This window comes from Vibrio sp. SCSIO 43153 (genome assembly GCF_023716625.1).
Classification (GTDB): Bacteria; Pseudomonadota; Gammaproteobacteria; order Enterobacterales; family Vibrionaceae; genus Vibrio; species Vibrio rotiferianus.
Genome location: NZ_CP071855.1, coordinates 1,413,928 through 1,433,600, shown reverse-complemented (window position 1 = coordinate 1,433,600; position 19,673 = coordinate 1,413,928). Strand labels below are relative to the sequence as shown.

20 protein-coding genes are annotated in these 19,673 nt (G+C 41.8%); 7 read left to right on the top strand and 13 right to left on the bottom strand.

Going from position 1 to position 19,673, the window contains the following annotated elements; genetic code table 11:
• Positions 1 to 71 precede the first annotated feature (71 nt).
• On the bottom strand, positions 72 to 266 hold the full coding sequence (locus J4N37_RS06545; protein ID WP_005377692.1) for a hypothetical protein: 195 nt from the start codon (positions 264 to 266) through the stop codon (positions 72 to 74).
• Positions 267 to 352: 86 nt separating this feature from the next.
• Between J4N37_RS06545 and J4N37_RS06540 the strand changes: the two genes are divergently transcribed.
• Positions 353 to 1,039 carry a DNA-3-methyladenine glycosylase I gene (locus J4N37_RS06540; RefSeq protein ID WP_005377694.1) on the top strand — a complete coding sequence of 229 codons (687 nt, stop codon included), beginning with the start codon at positions 353 to 355 and terminating at the stop codon, positions 1,037 to 1,039.
• Positions 1,040 to 1,123: 84 nt separating this feature from the next.
• On the opposite strand, the gene J4N37_RS06535 is transcribed toward J4N37_RS06540, so the two are convergent.
• Both J4N37_RS06535 and J4N37_RS06530 read right to left on the bottom strand, forming a co-directional pair.
• Positions 1,124 to 2,101: a Gfo/Idh/MocA family protein gene (locus tag J4N37_RS06535; RefSeq protein WP_252041962.1), complete on the bottom strand. Its 978-nt coding sequence runs from the start codon at positions 2,099 to 2,101 to the stop codon at positions 1,124 to 1,126.
• 11 nt (positions 2,102 to 2,112) lie between these two features.
• Entirely contained in the window at positions 2,113 to 2,400 is a 288-nt protein-coding gene (locus J4N37_RS06530) for a putative quinol monooxygenase (RefSeq protein WP_252041960.1), read from the bottom strand.
• A 103-nt stretch (positions 2,401 to 2,503) separates the two neighbouring features.
• Between J4N37_RS06530 and J4N37_RS06525 the strand changes: the two genes are divergently transcribed.
• Together J4N37_RS06525 and J4N37_RS06520 are read left to right on the top strand one after the other, a co-directional pair.
• The gene (locus tag J4N37_RS06525; protein WP_252041959.1) at positions 2,504 to 3,382 is read left to right on the top strand and encodes a LysR family transcriptional regulator; all 879 of its coding nucleotides are present in this window, start codon (positions 2,504 to 2,506) and stop codon (positions 3,380 to 3,382) included.
• Positions 3,383 to 3,809: 427 nt separating this feature from the next.
• Positions 3,810 to 5,153, top strand: a complete 1,344-nt coding sequence (locus J4N37_RS06520; protein ID WP_252041958.1) for a sodium/glutamate symporter — start codon at positions 3,810 to 3,812, stop codon at positions 5,151 to 5,153.
• A gap of 910 nt (positions 5,154 to 6,063) precedes the next feature.
• On the opposite strand, the gene J4N37_RS06515 is transcribed toward J4N37_RS06520, so the two are convergent.
• From J4N37_RS06515 to J4N37_RS06445, 10 genes are all read right to left on the bottom strand, one after another.
• Entirely contained in the window at positions 6,064 to 6,738 is a 675-nt protein-coding gene (locus tag J4N37_RS06515) for a hypothetical protein (RefSeq protein WP_252041957.1), read from the bottom strand.
• Positions 6,739 to 7,514: 776 nt separating this feature from the next.
• The gene (locus tag J4N37_RS06505) at positions 7,515 to 8,177 is read right to left on the bottom strand and encodes a rhomboid family intramembrane serine protease (RefSeq protein WP_252041956.1); all 663 of its coding nucleotides are present in this window, start codon (positions 8,175 to 8,177) and stop codon (positions 7,515 to 7,517) included.
• Between the two features lie 29 nt (positions 8,178 to 8,206).
• Positions 8,207 to 8,614, bottom strand: a complete 408-nt coding sequence (locus J4N37_RS06500; RefSeq protein ID WP_252041955.1) for a hypothetical protein — start codon at positions 8,612 to 8,614, stop codon at positions 8,207 to 8,209.
• A 159-nt stretch (positions 8,615 to 8,773) separates the two neighbouring features.
• The gene (locus J4N37_RS06495; RefSeq protein WP_252041953.1) at positions 8,774 to 9,319 is read right to left on the bottom strand and encodes a hypothetical protein; all 546 of its coding nucleotides are present in this window, start codon (positions 9,317 to 9,319) and stop codon (positions 8,774 to 8,776) included.
• A gap of 147 nt (positions 9,320 to 9,466) precedes the next feature.
• Positions 9,467 to 9,994, bottom strand: a complete 528-nt coding sequence (locus J4N37_RS06490) for a CbrC family protein (protein ID WP_252041952.1) — start codon at positions 9,992 to 9,994, stop codon at positions 9,467 to 9,469.
• 135 nt (positions 9,995 to 10,129) lie between these two features.
• Positions 10,130 to 10,585, bottom strand: coding sequence for an NUDIX domain-containing protein (locus J4N37_RS06480; RefSeq protein ID WP_045417241.1), 456 nt, complete (start codon positions 10,583 to 10,585; stop codon positions 10,130 to 10,132).
• 171 nt (positions 10,586 to 10,756) lie between these two features.
• Complete coding sequence (locus J4N37_RS06470) at positions 10,757 to 11,152, bottom strand: DUF3465 domain-containing protein (protein WP_045387639.1); 396 nt, start codon at positions 11,150 to 11,152, stop codon at positions 10,757 to 10,759.
• A 139-nt stretch (positions 11,153 to 11,291) separates the two neighbouring features.
• The gene (locus J4N37_RS06460) at positions 11,292 to 12,029 is read right to left on the bottom strand and encodes a hypothetical protein (RefSeq protein ID WP_252041951.1); all 738 of its coding nucleotides are present in this window, start codon (positions 12,027 to 12,029) and stop codon (positions 11,292 to 11,294) included.
• Between the two features lie 143 nt (positions 12,030 to 12,172).
• On the bottom strand, positions 12,173 to 12,787 hold the full coding sequence (locus J4N37_RS06450) for a LysE family translocator (RefSeq protein WP_045387642.1): 615 nt from the start codon (positions 12,785 to 12,787) through the stop codon (positions 12,173 to 12,175).
• 759 nt (positions 12,788 to 13,546) lie between these two features.
• Positions 13,547 to 13,996: a DUF6892 domain-containing protein gene (locus tag J4N37_RS06445; RefSeq protein ID WP_171356901.1), complete on the bottom strand. Its 450-nt coding sequence runs from the start codon at positions 13,994 to 13,996 to the stop codon at positions 13,547 to 13,549.
• 535 nt (positions 13,997 to 14,531) lie between these two features.
• On the opposite strand from J4N37_RS06445, the gene J4N37_RS06440 reads away from it, so the two are divergent.
• The 4 genes from J4N37_RS06440 (at position 14,532) to J4N37_RS06425 (ending at position 19,668) form a co-directional block, all read left to right on the top strand.
• Positions 14,532 to 15,023 (top strand): type II secretion system protein, encoded by a 492-nt coding sequence (locus J4N37_RS06440; protein ID WP_171356900.1) that lies wholly within the window; start codon positions 14,532 to 14,534, stop codon positions 15,021 to 15,023.
• Between the two features lie 318 nt (positions 15,024 to 15,341).
• The gene (locus J4N37_RS06435) at positions 15,342 to 17,081 is read left to right on the top strand and encodes an ABC transporter transmembrane domain-containing protein (RefSeq protein WP_252041949.1); all 1,740 of its coding nucleotides are present in this window, start codon (positions 15,342 to 15,344) and stop codon (positions 17,079 to 17,081) included.
• A gap of 2 nt (positions 17,082 to 17,083) precedes the next feature.
• Entirely contained in the window at positions 17,084 to 18,856 is a 1,773-nt protein-coding gene (locus J4N37_RS06430) for an ABC transporter transmembrane domain-containing protein (RefSeq protein WP_252041948.1), read from the top strand.
• Between the two features lie 263 nt (positions 18,857 to 19,119).
• Positions 19,120 to 19,668 (top strand): MSHA operon transcriptional regulator, encoded by a 549-nt coding sequence (locus J4N37_RS06425; RefSeq protein WP_010447727.1) that lies wholly within the window; start codon positions 19,120 to 19,122, stop codon positions 19,666 to 19,668.
• Positions 19,669 to 19,673 lie beyond the last annotated feature (5 nt).

The following is a 19,673-nucleotide window of genomic DNA, read 5'->3' as shown; positions in this document are numbered from 1 at the left end:
AAGCGCAACAAAGCCCTTCTCTTGAAGGGCTTTGTTTTATCTGATTCTAATAGCTGACGAAAGACGACTCGTTAGTTCATTTCCGTATTGATTACCACATCACGCGTTTCATTATCCATATCACTGATGCCGACCACTGAGATTTCACGGTCAGATAAATTCTCAATCATGCTGTCTTCCAACCCACCGTCCGTCATCCACGCATAGAATTTTTCCGCAATACGATCCGAACCTTCTCCGACAAACGTTAATGTGACCTTCTTCATTTGTGACACTCCATCAATTTACGATTCAGCCACTTAAGCGTAGTATGTTTCGCAAATATCGACATAAACTAGGACTAACTTCTTTTATGAGTATCGAAAAATTTGACGCGATTTATCAGCGTGCTGCAGAGCGTAAAGGTGGTGAAGATCAACTTGAAGCACTTTTGTCTCATCCACTAAGCAAAGAGGAACTGGCTGCGATTCCCGATGACCGTTGGCTGGCCGCTTTTTCGATGAAGGTATTCCAAAGTGGGATTTCGTGGAGCGTGGTTCGCAACAAATGGCCGAACTTCGAAGAAGTGTTCTTCGGATTTAAGATTGAGCCGCTGTTGATGCTGTCAGACGAGCAATGGGAAACCAAAGCAACCGACAAACGCATCATTCGCCACCTCACTAAAGTCATGTCGATTCCTGCTAATGCTCGTATGATCCACGAAGCAAAAATCGAATACGGTTCGTTTGGCAAAATGGTTGCCGATTGGCCGCAAGAGAAAATCACCGACCTATGGGCGTATTTGAAGAAACGCGGTAATCGCCTAGGCGGAAATACAGGCCCTTACACACTGCGTCAAATGGGCGTTGATACCTTCATCTTGTCTAGCGACGTTGAAGCTTACCTGCGCAATTGCAAGATCATTGAAGGTGGCAAAGATACGAAGAAATCGCTCGATGCTACCAACAAAGCGTTTGTTCAATGGCAACAAGAAAGTGGCAGAAGCCTTTCTGAGATCAGCCAAATCATTGCGTTCAGCACCGGTGATAATCGCATTTAACAGAGACTGAACACAAAATAAACACGGCGCACCAAATATTGTATTTAGTGCGCCGTTTTTATGTTCATTGGTTCAAGTACACACTTACTTTGAAGCTAGTGATTCCCACTCAGTCAGTAGCTGCATAATACGGTGAGATTCTTCCCATGTTGCACAAGGGTTTTCTAGCGAGGTACGCCCCTCTTCAACCGCTTGGCGAATATTGCGCACTTGATAGAAGAAAGCATCCCCTGCCGCCGGTACAAACACTTCACGCTTTGACGTCTCGTAAATTTCCACACTAAACTGGTTATCTTGCGCTGGTAGCCATGGGGTTGAATCTAACGTAATACAGCCTTTGCTACCAAGAATGGTGAATTGGTGTTTCAATCCGTGATCTTCAGCGGTGTGTACGCTCGCGGTTTGTTGCTCACCAAATTGCATCATCAAGCTCGATTCACAGATGTTCCCATCGTTACCTCGTCGACCAATCGCTGTCATTGAACGGTTCTCAAAGGTTTGTTCACCCAACATGGTTTTCACCACCAAATGCACTAATGACATTGGGTAGCAACCTAAGTTATACAAAGCACCTTTACTATCTGGATTCACAAACTGTGCAATCGACGCAATATAAGAAGTATGAATCGAGCGAAGTTCACCAATCTCTCCTGATTTAAGCACAGAAACCAACTTGCTGATCAACGGGTGATGCAAGTACATTAAGCCTTCAGCAAAGAATACCTTGTGCGTCTCGACTGCTTTTAGTGCCAACTCGGTTTTTTCCATATCTACCGACAGTGACTTTTCACACAGGATCGCTTTCCCCTGCTCTGCCGCTTTAACGATAAAGTCATGATGAAGGTGATTTGGCAATGCGATGTAAATAATGTCAACTTGCTCATCGGCAATCAACACATCGTAATCGTTGAACGTATTCTCGATGCCATATTGCTCAGCGAATGTCTTTAAGTTCTGCTCCGAACGCCCAGCGACCGCGTACAGTTCACTCTTGTCATCGCCTTGGATTGCCTCAGCCATGACTCCTGAGATAAAGCTTGTGCCTAAAATGCCCCATTTCATGTTCACGTCTCCTATTGAGCTTGGGTTTCGAATGCTTGAACTAACTCTGCCATTTCAGCCGCAATAAACGCTTGTGTATGCGGCATAGCAAAATGCGCTTCAATCGCGGCGCGGTTTTCATATCGCTCCCAAAGAATCACACGTTGTGGATCTTTAGAATCGTAGGTCGCATTCGCTTGCAAGCACCCAGCTTCGCTCTGCATATCAAGGCAAAATTGTTCAATGGTCTCAACCACTTGTTGTCTCGGCTTATCGGCATTCATTTTCAGTTCGGCGGTAACAAAAATCGTCTTGCTCATGATGGATCTCTTTCTCCACTCTTAATCATACGTCCACTGTAATTAACCTCATATGATTGATAAACTCTGCTTTAGTTATTTCTTTATCAACTCTGGGTGTGTAATGGATAAATTAACAAGCATGAAGGTTTTCGCTTACGTGGTCGAACATGGCAGCTTTCGTAACGCCGCACACCACTTTGACATTTCACCGACCATGGTTGGCAAACACGTGAGCTTTCTTGAGCAAAACTTAGGTACGCAGCTGATTCATCGCACCACGCGCAAACAGTCCTTGACCGAAGCTGGCAGACTCTACTATCAAGAGTGCCACCGCATTATTGAAGACATCACCAACGCTGAGAACCTAATCCAGACGCTGATCAACCGCCCAACTGGAACAGTAAAAGTTAACTGCCCAGTTACCTATGGTAAAAGGGTGATTGCGCCCATCGTGGCTGACTTCTTAGCAGAATTTCCCGAACTGAACGTTGAGTTAATGTTGGATAACAGTTTGATTGACCCATATCGAAGCGAAGCAGACGTGATTATTCGTATTGGTGAGTTGGTCGATTCGTCGTTAGTCACGAGAAAATTGGGTGAATACCACATGACTTACTGCGCCTCACCCTCTTACCTTGAGCAACATGCCCCTATCCAATCGCTTGATGATCTTGAACATCATCATTGTTTGGGATTTCAGTATCACCAAGGAGAAAGCCAACAAGTGGTGAACATGCCATCTAATACCTTTGGAAACAGCAACACCCGATTAACGTCTAATAATGGTGATGTGCTTAAGTTTGCCGCGTTAAAAGGCTCTGGTGTTCTTCTACAACCAAAGATCTTAGTTGAACAAGAAATCCAGTCTGGCGCGTTGGTAGAAATTCTCCATTCACACATTCCCAAGCCAAAGCCGATCCACCTGCTTTACCGTTCAAAACAGCTTTCCCTTAAAAATCGCACCTTCGTCGATTTTGTTCTTTCTCATGTGAGCCAATAATACAAACAGACAAAACGGCTGTAATTTAACCAAGCAATTAGTTTTTATTGTCGATATGACAAATATTATTCCTCATTAATTATCTTTATTTTTCATACTGTTAGTACAGAACGCTCATTTGATGAACATAATTTATTGATTCCCATCAATTGCATTGCCCTGACAAAGTGACTAGGATTGCCGCCTTTCCTGAGTGAACTATCAAAATAACATCGAGAAATTTAATCTAATTTCTCTCCAAGTTCGTGCGTAATCACGACATTTGCACTCATTTCAAACTGCATAAGCACATTCCTTTGCTTATGAAAACGACATTGATTTCTCAACACTTTTGGTCACGTATGTGACTTTTTTCGTTGGGAGCGATTTTTCAATCAAGGTTGGTCACAAGGACGCTACCCCTTGACTGCATTTACTGGAGGATAAAATGCCTAAAGGTCTAATGCTGACTGACTTAGCCATTGCTGGCTTACTATTGATTTTGGCAAAAGTCATTCGCGTTCACACGCCACTACTACAACGTATGTACATTCCATCGGCGGTTCTCGCGGGATTATTCGGTCTGATTTTTGGACCAGCCCTGCTAAACATACTGCCTTGGACCGATACATTTACCGCTAACGCAAGCCTATTAACTGCTGCACTTTTTTCTGCGTTAGGTCTGGCAACTGATGTCCCATCACCTAAGACCGTCGCACAGCGCGCTGGCTCATTGTGGGCATTCAACCAAATCGCTTCTGTTTCACAGTGGTTATTTGCAGCAATGTTTGGTCTCGCGATCACTACCTTCTTCTGGCCAGAGATTAATCCAGGCTTTGGCGTAACAATGTCTGCAGGCTTTATGGGCGGTCACGGTTCAGCTTCTGTTGTTGGCGAAATATTCACGGGGCTTGGTTGGGAAGATGGCTTCACACTAGGTTTAACCTTCGCAACCGTGGGTATCTTCATTTCGATTTCTGTCGGCATGCTCATGCTGCAATTCGCATTGAAGATGGGTTGGATTCGTAGCTTTACGACATTCGATAGCATGGATGAACACGAACGCAAAGGCCTTGTTAAACCTGATGATCAAGAACCGGTAATGAAAGACACTATGTCTTCCCTGTCGGTTGATTCTTTTGCGATTCACGCCGCATTGGTGGTTGTAGTAACGGCGTTCTCCTATGTTGCTGCTAACTATTTATCTTCCTTCCACGATAAGGTGCAGATCCCAACGTTTGTAACCGGGTTCCTTGGCGGTATGTTGGTTCGAATTGTCGCAAAGCAGACCAAAGCGTCACGTTACCTTTGTGATGGCGCGTTCAAACATGCAGCGGGCATCAGCACCGACTATTTGATTATCTTCGGTATCTCTGCAATCAAGATTACCGTCTTGGCCCAATACTTAATGCCTATGGTAGTACTAGCTCTTGGCGGCGTATGTTTCACACTTTGGTTAATCTTTTGGGTGGCTCCACGCATCATGGGAGACGATTGGTTTGAAAAAGGTATCTTCTCTTGGGGTTGGCTGACCGGTACGGTTGCCATGGGTATTGCTCTACTTCGTATTGTTGATCCAAAGATGCGTAGCAAGGTACTTGATGATTACGCCATCGCTTACGTTCCGGGCTCAATCACTGACATCTTCATCATCTCATTGATGCCAATCGCGATGTATAACGGCATGCACTGGCAAGCACTTGGGGTGGGGTTAGCATACATAGCCGTGGTTCTGTTCATCTGGCGATTTGTATTCAAGCAAGGCTCACAAGCCGTAACAGACAATATATAGACTCCCGAGCCCAAGCCACACAGTTGCTTGGGCTTGGCTATTTCAGGAATTAGGTTCTCTATACCTACCAACGAAGTTTCACCGTTTTTGAGCCCTAAAAAGCTCTCAAGCCCCTTACCATTACTCTTGGCTCAGAGCACCTCGCACATCAATGTGATAATCAACGGCAGAGGTCGATTTGAATAAAGTTGAGGAAGGTTGCAGCGGAGAATAAAGCAATTAATCGCAGCTGCTTATCTTTAAAATTGCACTGAGTGGCTAACTCATTTCTGGACAGAAGTTACTTAGAGCTTCTACTTAAAGTAGCAAAACACGAATAACTTCAAGTATCGAAAATTCAGTTAAGTTCAGTGTCCACTCTGACTGGAGCAGATCAAATTGAAGAGATATCTGAGTCCGTACAACCATGCCCAAAAACTATACCTCTTCATGGGCTGATACTTTAATTGGGAGTTGATTTGACTCGACTCCTTTTTTTATTGCTTATATTCATAGGGTTAGCTTTAGAACTTCAAACAAAAGGCGTCTCGATCACGATATCGTTCAATATTTTAAATTAATTACATCGGTAACTAAAAAATAAAGCCAATCGTCACTTAATAATTATGACACTCTAGTGGAAATCACCGGCAAGTCCGTCGCCATCACAGCTCAATCGCCCAAAGTTTGGGAGGAGGAGATGCGCACATCACTGTTTTAGCTTTGTAGGAGCATGATTAAGGGAAAGCAGAGCGCAAATTATTTCAGTTAGCACAGTAAATCTATGAAGAATTTAGAATAAACTCTGCTTCGAATGGTATTGTTACTCTACCCATATAGATAAGCCCTTGTTTTTATTCATTACGAACAATCACAAGGGCGCATTCTAGATCACGAACAAAGTATCAGCCCATCTTTCGAGGGCTAATATTTAGTTTGGAAAGTTTCTGATAAGCCGATATGTAATTTTGGTATTGTCGGCTTCCAAAACATCAATCACAGCGCCCTTATAACCAATTTGATTCGACTCACTTAGGTCATACTCTGCTTCATTATTAAAAGCTGGTCTTGCCATGTCATTGGAAAACTCACGGTAACTAATATTGATCTTATTTCCTACCTTACCGCTGTATATCAAAGTCTGTTGGAAACTGTCTTGGAACTGGGACATTTTCTTAGTGATAGAAAACTTACCATAAGCATCATCTACACACGACTTCGCACCAAAGATGGTTACAAAACAAACTTCATTTTGTTGATGATTTTCGACGGCAATGCCCTGTATAGGGTCCGCTAATGCCGCTTTAATAACGCCTACAGGAGAGAAAAACTGTTGCTTGTTATCGTATCCGAGTTGATTGTAGTCACCCTGAGGTATGTCATACGCCAAACTTTTAATCATGCTTGATACGCGTAATACGCTCATTTCAGCCATTGTGCCTTTGCTAACCAAATGGTCTCCGACATAAGCTGTTTTAACTTCACCAACAGATGGATAGTCAACTTTAGTGACCGAGTTCGCTGGCGAACCATTGTATTGAACAGATGTACAGCCACCCAACGCAGCTAACGACAACCCTACTAAAAGTAATTTATTATTAAACATATAGTTCCTATATTTTGATCCCCACTGAACGGCATATAGTATACACCCTTGATTGCATTTTAAAATGAACGTTATTCTTGAGGATAAAGTTAATGGCGGTATAACTTTTTGTATGGTCATACAAATATTCTGCTTTATTTCTCTGAAATTCGAACATCACTTCTCCACTATCGCCCTGTTAAGATGTGTGCAACGTAATACCGAGGCCGCCGTAAACCACCTTAAACACTAAAATCAACGCATAATAAAAATGCCACGCGTTACGAATCCCTCTTGAACATTTTGTTAAGCATATTCCGCCGGTGGTAAGTCTCCTTCAACCATGCTTGGGAAAAACTCATATGTATCAATATATCTGCGTTTTTCTCATAATTTCCAAGACAACCTTAATAACTTATCTATGAATCCGTTAGGGGGATCATACTCCATTGTGATGATAAGATTCTCGTTTTTCATACCCACTGGCTTTCCTTTAGGCCCATCATATTCCCACTTCAGAAGATCGTTATTCGTGAACTTAAATAGACAAATGACCTGCCCTGGTACGAACTGGGGATAAACGTTGTGAAAAATTGGAGGGCAACTTTCCTTTGACTACTCTCTTCCTTAAGTCATCATTTATAGTTAACTTTATGTTATCAGCTCTCTCAGCGCCTAAATTAAGCAATGTAAACTGGATGGTATATTTTAAGAATCGGTTGTTTGTGGTTACTTACAACCTGTATGCCTACTTTCATTGCAGTACTTACTGCAGAAGTTGATATTTCCATTTTTCTCTATACGCTTAACAAACGCAGAGGTTTTAAACGGCAATACAAAATTGCACCTAATGCTCCCAAAAAATGGCCAATGTGATCAATTTTCATATCTAACACTTTATTAGAACCACCTTTGAACTCTGAATCAAGGGCAAGCATTATTGCCAAAAACAGGAACAGTGAAATTGCCAAAAGCCACTCCTTGGTGGTTAATTCCTCTTCATCTGTAAAATAAGCGGCTGCAAGGCCGAAAACGCCGCCCGATATACCGCTGACTAGAATATTTTCCGAATAGAACAGTATAGATGGTATAGATGCCAAGCTGCTCACTAGAAGAACTGCCAAATATCTCTTGGCTCCAACTCTGCGCTCATAGGCAGATACTAGACCTAAGCCAATAACATTCGCAACGAGGTGAGTCAGGTTACCATGGATAAATAGGTGCGATACGGCCTGTAACGGCCACGTTAAAAACTGATCAATGTCATTACTCAGTGCGAACGTTTGATACAGGCTCTCATCTATAGAAATGAAACCAAAGTTTGTTGTCAGCAGAAATATAAGAAGAATTGCAACCCCTGAACATATCGAAGCCCAAACAAACTTAAAGTTTTCACTATAGGTAATTGGTTCAGCCTTCAAGCTACTCGGAGCAGGCTTTATGAAAATCAATAAGCCCACATAAATCACAACTGCGATAAGAAATATAATCATTGGACTAAAGGGATATTGCTCTCAATATGTTCTTGAACATCAGGTAGCAGTTTTGCAACCTTTTCTACTCCCTTTAATTGTGCTTTTACTTTAATCTTTCGGTTGTTTTTGAATGTGAATTTCATAGGCCTTTGTAATAGCCCTTTTCCTATTTTTACGCTTTCAATGTCACTAAATTCAAAGAAATCATGCTCCTTAAATTTACCTAACAAACTCAATCTGTGGAAAGATATACCTTTCTCAGTAACAGCTAAGAAGTATGTTCTCATGCTTAAAATGAAAAGAGGGCCAATTAGCAAGAATAGCCAAATATTTGGTGGACTGACTGCCTGAAAAAAACCTATCAGTGAGTCTCCATCGTTCAGATTATCTTCAATGTGTTTTTTAGCCTGTTCTTTATTCATCATTACTCCTGATTATGTTTAAGTGATCTCTGGTAAGCACTTAACGCCGCATTAAGTGGTGAACAACGCGACCACCCAACCTAAACCATTGTGCCCTAAACACTTAAGCTGATACAAACCAAAAATGCCAAGCGTTGTGAATCCGTCTTAAACGCTTTGTTATGCGCTGATATTTGTTCGCACACCAAGTTTTTCTGCCTGCCTTAACAGTTTAAGCAATGAATTACTATCAAAAACCTTGAGGGCTAGATCTAATTTAAGCATTTCTCCTGATTTAAGTGCTACCACCAATCGAGAAGCTACTAAATTCTTGATAGCAGGGTGCCCAGATAAGTTTTCAATCGCATTGGTTTGAGAACCAATATCAATTCCCTCAATTTCATTTATTGGTATCTTTCTATTTATTCCTTTAAATCCACCGGACTTGATAATCAAGTGAGAACCTTCAATCTCCAGGCGAAAAGCAGCCAATATTTTGGCTAACCAAATAAAGTAAATAAATACTGTCACGCACAGTTGCGCCCCCGCTAAGGGAAATGAGATCTCTCGCGCTTCAACTTCAGAAAAACCTAAGTAGCTTTTGAAAAGCCACATTATACCGGCCCCAAACATCACAAAATAAAAGATTAATGAGGCCAATAAAAGTGGGACCCAGCTTATAAATGATTTAACAATATTTATTTTCGTATTCAACTTTGCTTTCATATTACTCCGAAGCGCATAACGCCGCGTTAAGGTGTGAGCAACGCAGACCACCCTACTTAAACCATTGTGACATAAATACTTAAATTGAAGAAAGTCGAAAGTGCCAAGCGTTGGGAATCCGTCTTAAACACTTTGTTAACTGGCCAATTACGTATAATCCATTGTGAGGACTATTTCCTGACATTCCGTGCATTTGAATTTATATACCGATGGTTGCCCACCTTTTTCATAATGTTGGATCATCTTCGTCCAAACTTCAGGCTCAACCATTTCTTTCGTCAGAAACGTATCTAACTCATCGCCAGCGAGACGCTCTAAATCCTCTTTTTCAGCGTCACCGTGAAACTCACAGGCAGTGCCGCAATGAACTTGCCATGTTTCCTGTTGCCACGACGGATAACCAGGTGTCCTTTCACAGACTTCAACAACTACCGCAAGATCAACGCCCTCTTCAATCAAAGGGTAATCATCAGAAAATGAACCATTGTATTTTGTAGCAGCAGAACCATCAGCTATGCACCACGGACAAATAGATTTCACATCTTGTGCTGTATAAAAACTTGAAGTGTAAATATACCCTTTAGCTTTGCTACAACATTCGCAAATATCATCGCTTTTTTCGAAAACACCCGTCGCTATTGGGTTGGGATGATACTTAAATTTCGGAAGTTCCATTTTTCTATCATTGTAAGTTAACGCCCTGTTAAGGGGTGAGCAACGCAATACCGATGCCGCCGCATACCACCATAAACACTTAAACCAACGCATAGTGAAAATGCCACGCGTTGCGAATCCCTCTTGAACAGTTTGTTATGCCAATTTTTCCCGCTGTTTATAAGCATCATTGATCATTAAAAATGTATGGTGCATCCGCAACTTCGATCGAGCATACAAATCCCGCACTTCAGCTAACGAGAAGAACTTTGCACAACCTATTTCATGGTTGAAATTAGGCAATATGACTTGGTCTTTAACTTCTGTGACCCAGACATGACGTAATACTAATTCACCATCATCAAAACGTCCTGCATAGGTATTTAAGTAGTTCTCTAAAGCAACTTCTAAACCCGTTTCTTCTGCAATTTCCCTGACCGCTGCCTCTTGAGGAAACTCTGTAGATTCAACACTACCTGACGGTATATGCCATAGACCTTTCTTTGAGCCGGTTAGCTCTTGAACCAATAACACTTCATTGCGTTGATTAAAAATCACAGCTCCGGCAGCTTTTGCCGTAACTTCTATGTGATGCTGAATCCCATATTGCATCTAATTCTATCCTCATCCATGAGAAGTAAAATAAAAGTGGCATAACGCCCTGTTAAGGGGTGAGCAACGCAATACCGAAGTCGCTGCATACCACCTTAAACACTTAAATCAACGCATAGTAAAAATGCCACGCGTTGCTAACCACTCCTGAACAGTTTGTTGCGTGAATTTTTAATCGTACTTCTTGCCGTTGTGCTTTAACCAACCATGCGGGTGTCGATTGTTTGGATCATGGTGTGTCCAGTGCATGACACCACCTTTATTACTCCATTCATACTCGCCGTAAAACTGCACACTATCGCCAACCTCTAGATCGGGAATTCTAGGGGCTAAGTCAATATTGTGCGCGACTAGTAAGGTTTGCTTGCTATGCAATTTCAATATAAATTTTTGATGCCTACTTCCGTCATTGTCGTCAGGTAGCAAACGAATTACTTTACCCGAGCCTTGAACTTGAATATCACTTTGATGATTTTCATATGCTTGTTTTAACTGATAATCATTGGCTTGGACGCTAACCGAAGCTAGGCACAAAGCTGCAATAAATATCGCAATTGGTCTCTTCATTTACTCAATTCCTCAAATTCAAGTAACACCCTGTTAAGGTGTGGACAACGCAATGCAGAAGCTATCGAACACCACCTCGAATACAAAGCGCAATGCATAGTTAAAATGCCACGTGTGACAAATCACCCTAAAACATTTGTTAGGTTAAGTTTTGACTTTTAAACCTCAAAGCTAACCTTTTTAGATAACGCCTGACTCCTTTCACTCTTGGCAAAGGTGGCAACTTAAACTGCTTTCTTGTGTTGTCATACAACAAGTCTGGTAACTCCATTTCGCAGTATTCAGCAAAGTACTCAAAGTATCTTCGGCTATAAGCCCCATCTTCAATATCTAGAGGCTCTTCTAACTTCAAGCGTTTATGCTTTACCCAACTTTCAAGTGAATACCAACACGATAAATAACTTGGGCCCCAAAGGTTTAAATAATGCTTCTTGGAAACTAGGTTTTGAGAAGCGTAGTAACCAATTCGTTGCAAACCAATGCTTACCTTATTTGCAGCTTTGAGCTCTTCATCATTCCAATTAGAAACATAATCTTCCGATAAATCTTGAACATTGATGCAATATGGTTCTCTCTTGTGGGCGTCAGTAACTATTTTAATAGACTCTTTGAGCTCATCCATTTCACCCATTGCCCAGTTCAATAAGTCTGCATCCCTTGAATGATTAGCCTGGTCTATAGATTGAGCCCCTTGCCTGAGACCAATCAAAAGAAGCACTGTTAGAATAACCATCAAGGTATCCATCATTCCAGAAACACCGCTCCAATCTACTTCATGGGTATCAATAGTGAACTTGGAATAAGCATAGTAAGCTACAAAGCCCAATATGATGGACAAAAGCACACCTAAGAGTGCAGTAAATAAATTTCTTAACATGTAACCTCCTTATTAACCTATACCGCATTAAGTAGTGCGCAACGCGGCCACGAAACCTAACCATACCACCTTAAATACACACCCCGGCGTATTGTGAAAATGTCGCTCATTGCGAGTCACTCTTAAACAGTTTATTAGTTTGATTACTGGCGACTTAGTAACAAGCTTGCTCCAGACATAGCCAAAAAAGTTGCACAACCTCTATTGAAGCGCTTTGCCATGTTCGGCTTCGTGAACCACTTCCTTAAATACAATCCAAATATGGCATAAATCGATATTGCCCCCATTTCTAAAATTAGGAACGTAGACCCTAAAGCGAAGAACTGCTCATTTACGCTAGACGAAACATCGACGAACTGCGGTAAAAAGGCGGTAAAGATTAAAATCGCCTTTGGATTACCAGCGGCTAGCAAAAATTCTTGTTTGGCTAAGCCTATCCGATTGCGTGTATTTTTTAGCTCTGAGACAGGGCTAGCTTCCGAATGCCAAAGATTAAATGCAATCCACAACAAATAAGCTGCACCCACAATTTTAATGGTTAGAAATAAAGTCTCAGAAGCATAGAGAACGACGGCTAAACCGGAAGCAGCCAAAGCGATCATTACAGCAAATGCAGCAATACGACCAAGTCCAGCAATGAAAGCGGATTTGAAACCGTAACAACGAGCGTTGTTCATGGATAATAGATTGTTTGGACCAGGTGTCATATTGAGCGCAAAGCATGCAGGTATAAAGAATAGTAACTTCCAGATTTCCACAATATTTCCTTCATAAGACTAACGACGCATTAAGGTGTGAGCAACACAATACCGATGCTACCGCATTACACATCAAACATGAAACGCAACACATAGCAAAATGCCAAGCATTGCGAATCATTCTTAAGCAGATTGTTATGTGTTTCTCTCAAACTCAACAATAAACGTCCATTCTTTATGGTTGTATATTATATCCATAGACTACGCCTAGCTCTTGTTCGGCTTCAACTCTAAAAGAGACAGCACTTTTTGACGTAATGGTTTAGTCTAACCCTCGAGTGTCAATGGAGGTGATTTCACCAAAATCAGGATGGATGATATTTCTGACAGTCCCTACCGCACTCTCAGCCTTAGCTTTATCGAACAAATCCGCATAAAACTTTGGAGGTTGAGTTTTTTTGAATAGGTAGAAAACGTATCTCTGACCAATTTCTATAGGCTGGTCAAGTTCGTACAAAAAAATTTTATTCTACATTCATCAAATTAAACATTTAAATATAGACGAGACATAACGCCCTGTTAAGTGATGAGCAACGAATACCAAAGCCACTACAAACCCGAGTAACGTTTTAATTTTCATATTCTCACTACTTTTCAATACTAAAAAGCCATAAATCTGTGATTAAAATCATAACCACTGTATCAAATCTTATACAACTAAACTCATCGTTTAGCTCGATCGATCAATGTCCATTGATATGAGAAACCACAAGGCCTGCTATACTGCTATAGTTCAAATAAGAACTTGGTAAGTGAATTTTAAACCCAATCTGCTTCTATGCCTTTTCTCTTAAAGTCATCTATTATCAATTCATTTTCACTATCTAGTAGAGTGATCTCTTTAAGATTCTTCATCATATCAGCATCTTCGGCTGACTTGATGCCAAAAATCTCATAATAGTCCTCTCCACCCCACCAAGGAATAATTTGAGAATATATTTCATCTCCACCATCCATTATTATCTCATCGATGTTTTCCAGTAAATGCTGGGGGATTTCAATATTTTTGAAAAACTCTATTGCTTCAGGAAACGGAGCGTACCCTTCCTCACTTTCAAACAACTCATGAACTTCGCTATCATCAAGATTGCGGCACTTTTTAATATGATTTTCAAGGTTGAAAATAGGGGTTAGCAGTTCATTGTCGTACATCAAATGGTTGATTACAGCTAATTTAAATCCGAAATCCTCAAACATAACTTTACTCATTATTAATACCTTTCATTTGTTGTGATTGTTTACCTTGGGGTTATCGCCTAAACATAACGCCTTGTTATATTGCTCTCTGTGTTACTTCTGCCAAGTATTATGCCCATCATTTTAATGCAACTCAATTAATATAACCTTGGCAAAATGAATTAGCGGATATTAAATTGAATGCCTATGGGATTTTTGCGTGCTTTATAAATGCCTAGTGCATTGTGGAGTTTTCCTGTTTTGAGTAGAACAAAAGCCATAAACAGAATGTTAATGGGTAAAAAGTCTAACTCATAAAGGGTAAAAAATAAGTTAGAACAACTCACCTGTTTTTCTATGGTCTACATCAATTTGACTCATCCAAATACAACTCAGATAAACCGCAGCTGCTTTCTCTCTGCCATACCCTAACTCAAGATAACTACCTTACATCGGGCTTTCCAAATACCGAAGTTCGTCATGTTTTCTAATACTTTTTTCATACCACCACCTCCCTGCATTGAAATGAAAATAGTCGCACAAAAAATCCACTTAAATGGTGCAGTATATGGATGCAGCTAGAGGTTTCTCTCTTATCGGTTTAGTCGTGACAATCACCATCTTGGCGATTGTTGGAACGGTTGCCGTTCCTCGCTTTCTCAGTATCCAAAAAGATGCTCGTATTGCGGTTCTTGTCGGTGCGCGTGATGCGTTGCGAACCGCCAATGACCAAGTCTATGCTAAAGCCGTTTTACAATCCCAAGAGCATGTTGATGGCGGAGCAACGGAAAATATTGATCTTGATAACGACGGTCGCAACGATGTGGTTGGATATTTCGGATTGATCAAGTTTGTACTTGCAGCAAAAGACCTAGCTGGCTTTGACCCGCAACTCACCATCAACCGATGGTACGGTAAAGACTCGCCAGACGAGCCCTACTTTTTGATCGGCTTCGCCAACAAGCCCGTAAGCCGACACAACCTTTGTTATGTCGAAGTGTACTACCCCACACAAGCGGGCGGTGCTCTTTCATACGATATAAAAACCGAAGACTGTTAATCTCAATCGTAGTAAATAGCTGGGTTTATCATCTAAAGGCAATCGGAAGCCCCCCACACTTTTATACCCAAGTAACCATGAGATGCTTGGGTATACTGTTTCTTTTTATTTCACGCATTAAACAAATATTTCACATTTATCCAAAACCCCCTCCATATTTAGCTATTGATCACATTTTTCTCCGTAACGTTTATGGCGATCCGATAGATTGTATTGTTTTATGATTTAGCGAAAGAATGTGCTTGTATTCATATTATTATCTCGAATAATGAATGATTAGATTTATAAAAAATTCAATAATTTAAAGCAGGAGGCGCGATGAAGATTTTTTGGCAGCTGCGTTGGTATTTCCAACTCAAATGGAAGCACTATGTTGGTTCAATCTTACTGTTTGCCGTCATTTCCGCTCTCCAGCTAATTCCACCCAAAGCGGTAGGTCTTATTGTCGATGGTGTTGTTCAACAGACGATGACAACGCAAACCCTTCTATTGTGGTTAGGTGGATTAATTGCGCTTTTCTTTGCGATTTATGCTTGTCGCATTTTATGGCGAATTTGGTTATTCGGAGCCAGTTGGGAGCTCGGTACCATTTTGCGTAATCGCTTATACCGCCACCTTTCAACTCAGCCTCCTCGATTCTTTGAGCGCTTCAAAACAGGCGACCTTATGGCTCGCGGAACTAACGACGTTCGTAACATCGTTATGACCGCTGGAGAAGGTGTGTTAACCGCAGCCGATTCGTTGATTACCGGGGTTGCAGTACTGATCATCATGGTGACGCAAATCAGCTGGAAACTCACCGTTATGGCTTTGCTACCTATGCCATTTCTTGCGGTGATGATCTTCTTTATTGTTCGCATCCTGCATAAGCGTTTTCGTATCGCTCAGGAAGCATTTTCCACCATGTCTGACATGACTCAAGAGTCTCTTAATGGCGTAAGGATGTTGCGAGCTTTTGGCTTGGAAGACCAAGAACAGAAACGTTTTGAAGATGTTGTTGATGATACAGGAAGTAAAAACATCGCCGTCGCACGTGCGGATGCTCGGTTCGACCCTGCAATCCAAATCACCATCGGCATGTCCTTTTTTCTTAGTGTGGCAGTTGGTGCATATTTGGTGGATAAAGGAGACATCACATTAGGTGATTTAACCGCGTTTACCATGTATCTCGGCCTTATGATTTGGCCAATGCTGGCATTTGCTTTCTTATTCAATATCTTGGAACGTGGCTCTGCGGCTTGGAATCGTCTAGAAGAAATTTTCAATGAGAAGCCAGAGATCACCAGTGGCGATAAGCCGCTTGGCGATAAACCTCTGCCGCTTAACATTGATATTGAATCTTTCCATTGGTCTGCAGAATTGCCACCAGCACTCACCAATGTGCACTGTGTTATTGAGCCAGGAACAATGCTGGGTATTGCGGGAGCCGTTGGTAGTGGCAAGTCAACGTTACTCACTTTGCTACTCAGACAACATGAGCTGAATGACGGAGCAATTAAGTTTGGCGACGTTTCAATCAAAGATGCTGTTCTTTCGGAATGGCGTAGTCGATTTGCCATCGTCAACCAAAGCCCGTTTCTCTTTTCGCAAACCATTTATGACAACATCGCATTAGGCAACCCAAAGGCTTCGAAAGAAGAGGTTTATCAAGCGGCAAAATACGCATGTATCCATGACGATATCGAGAAGTTTCCTGATGGCTACCAAACTGAAGTCGGTGAAAAAGGCATCACCTTGTCTGGTGGTCAAAAGCAACGTATTGCGATAGCTAGAGCAATGCTACTTAACGCGGATATTCTTGTTCTCGATGACGCTCTATCTGCGGTAGACGGTCGCACAGAGCATGAGATCCTGAAGAACCTTGAGCAACATTATCGAGATCAATCACTGATCGTAATTGCACATCGCTTAACAGCGTTGGAAGCCGCAAATGAAATTTTGGTGCTGAACCATGGGCACATCGCGGAAAGAGGTAGACATCAGGCTCTACTGGAACAACAAGGGTGGTATGCGGAAATGTACCAATACCAAAAACTAGAACAGGCAATGGAGGAGTAACCATGAAACAGAGTACATTCAAACGATTGTTGTCTTACCCTCTTCAGCAACCGAAACCTATGATTAAAGGCTTGTTGCTGCTGTTTATCGCTGCGTTAGCAAACGCAGGTGGCCCTTGGCTGATTCAATACTTTATCGATGAGCATATTACCAAAGGGGATTACACCAAAGATATTTTGATTACCTTAGCGGCTGGATATATCGGTCTGCAGGTTATTGCTGCAACCTTTGCTTACTTTCAATCTTTGCAGTTTAGTATTGTTGCAACCAATATCATCAAAACCATCCGTAAACAGACGTTTTCTGGCGTAATCAAGCAGCCTTTATCTGCGTTTGACTACACACCTGCAGGAAAGTTGGTCTCTCGTATTACCAACGATACTGAATCTCTGCAGCAGTTTTACGAGTTACTTATCGCAACGGTAGTCAAAAACGTTGTGATGATTTTAGTCATGCTTGGTGTGATGTTTTACATGAGTTGGAAGCTGACATTAGTCGTCCTGATTCTTCTTCCAATCGTGGTTGGCTTTATGTACCTGTTTAAAAAGCTGAGTACAGAGAATTACCGCAATATGCGTGATTTGCTAACCGACATTAACGCGAACTTAAGCGAGTCTATACAGGGCATGAGTGTCATCCAGCTTATGCAGCAGGAAGAACGGTTCAATAAGCAGTTCAACGAGTTGACGGCTAACCATCTCGTAGCATCAAAGAAAGTGATTCGACTCAATGGTTTCTTACTGCGCCCTCTCATGGACCTGCTAGCTGGTCTCGCATTGCTGTCACTGGTAGCTATTTTTGGCTTTAACGGCATCGAGATGATTGGTGTCGGTGTGCTTTACGCCTTCATAAGCTACTTAGGTAGAGTAACTGAACCTCTCATTGAAATGACTCAGCAACTTGCACTGCTTCAACAAGCATTAGTTTCGAGTGAGCGTGTTTTTGAGTTGATGGACGCACAAGAACAGAGCTACGGTGACGACCATAAACCGCTGCAAACGGGCGCGATTGAGTTAAGTAATCTCACTTTCAGCTACGATGGCAAGCAAGACGTCTTAAAGGACATCTCCCTACAAGCTGCGCATCAGGACTTTATTGCGCTGGTAGGTCATACAGGGAGCGGAAAAAGCACACTCGCTTCGCTACTGATGGGCTTCTATCCAACAAACAGTGGGGAACTGCTGATTGATGGTCGCCCATTGAAATCCCTAGGAAAAGGTGTACTTCGCAAAGACGTTGCTATGGTTCAGCAAGACCCACACATTCTGCCAGCGAGCGTACGAGAGAATATCTCATTGGGTAGAGCGGTAGAAGACGAATTGATTTGGGATGCGTTAGAAAAAGTGGGATTGTCGGAGCAAATTCGTCGTTACCCCAATGGTTTAGATACAACTCTTGGACAAGGTGAAACAAACCTATCAGCTGGTCAAAAGCAGCTTCTTGCATTAGCGCGTGTGTTAGTTGCGAAGCCTAAGGTACTCATCTTGGATGAAGCCACGGCGAACATTGACTCCGGTACTGAAGCTCTGATTCAAAAGAGCCTAGAAGTATTGCGTAAAGATATGACGCTGGTCGTTATCGCCCACCGTTTATCAACCATCTTAGATGCTGATCAAATCGTGGTATTGCATCATGGTGATTTAGTTGAGAAAGGTACCCACTCCGAACTGCTAAAACTTAAGGGACGTTACGCTCAAATGTACCAACTACAACAAGCAAATCGCCATATCCAGCAACTCGAAGGCGAGGAACAGTGGTTGGAGGAAGCGGTTTAAGCTCGTTCTTTTTAATTATCCTGAGCCTTGTGAACCTAACGTAAATTAGGCTAGCGAGGCTCAGTCATTTTCTTCATATTTTCAACAATTTTGATATTTCTTACCTATTATTGACATAACCCCTCGCTATTTTGAGCCCGCTCGTTGTAAAATCGCGCTAAATAACAAGTCAACCATTCATATACGGCTCGGAACTTCCACCCTAGCCGACGCTTTGGTTTGGCGATCTTAAATATTACTAAATAGAGTCATGACTACAGTCCATGGACCAAGATAAGTTTACTAATATCTATCGTTTGCCCGGGTCATTACAAATTCGTATTGCGAAGTGGCAAAAAACGTTTCGTGGCACCTCTGATCTTGTATTGCATCAGGTGTTGATGGAACGAAATAAGCAGTTTAAAAAACCAGACTTTTTACCCAAAGGCTGGTGTATAACGCCTATCGATGAAAATGACATCACCATCACCCATCACGGTAAATATATTCAGACTGTGATGCGTACGATGCTAGATAGAAAAGTTTCCTATAAAAGACTTTTTTTATCGCGAATGGATGTAGAGAAAGGCGAGAAAGTTCTGCGCGAATATAAAGCGGAATGGGTAAGAAAACACAATCAGATCGCGAAGCGATACAACCAGATAAAGAAAAAGCAATATATGAACTTTGCTCGGGAAGAAGAAGAAACACTCTACCCTTCCATCCCTAAAGGCGAATTTGACAAAACGCTCTGGAACAAGCTGGTTGTGAGTAACTTTGGCCCAGAAAAGAAATACAAAAACCCTCATTACGTACGCAAAGCTAATTTCTAAAAAAA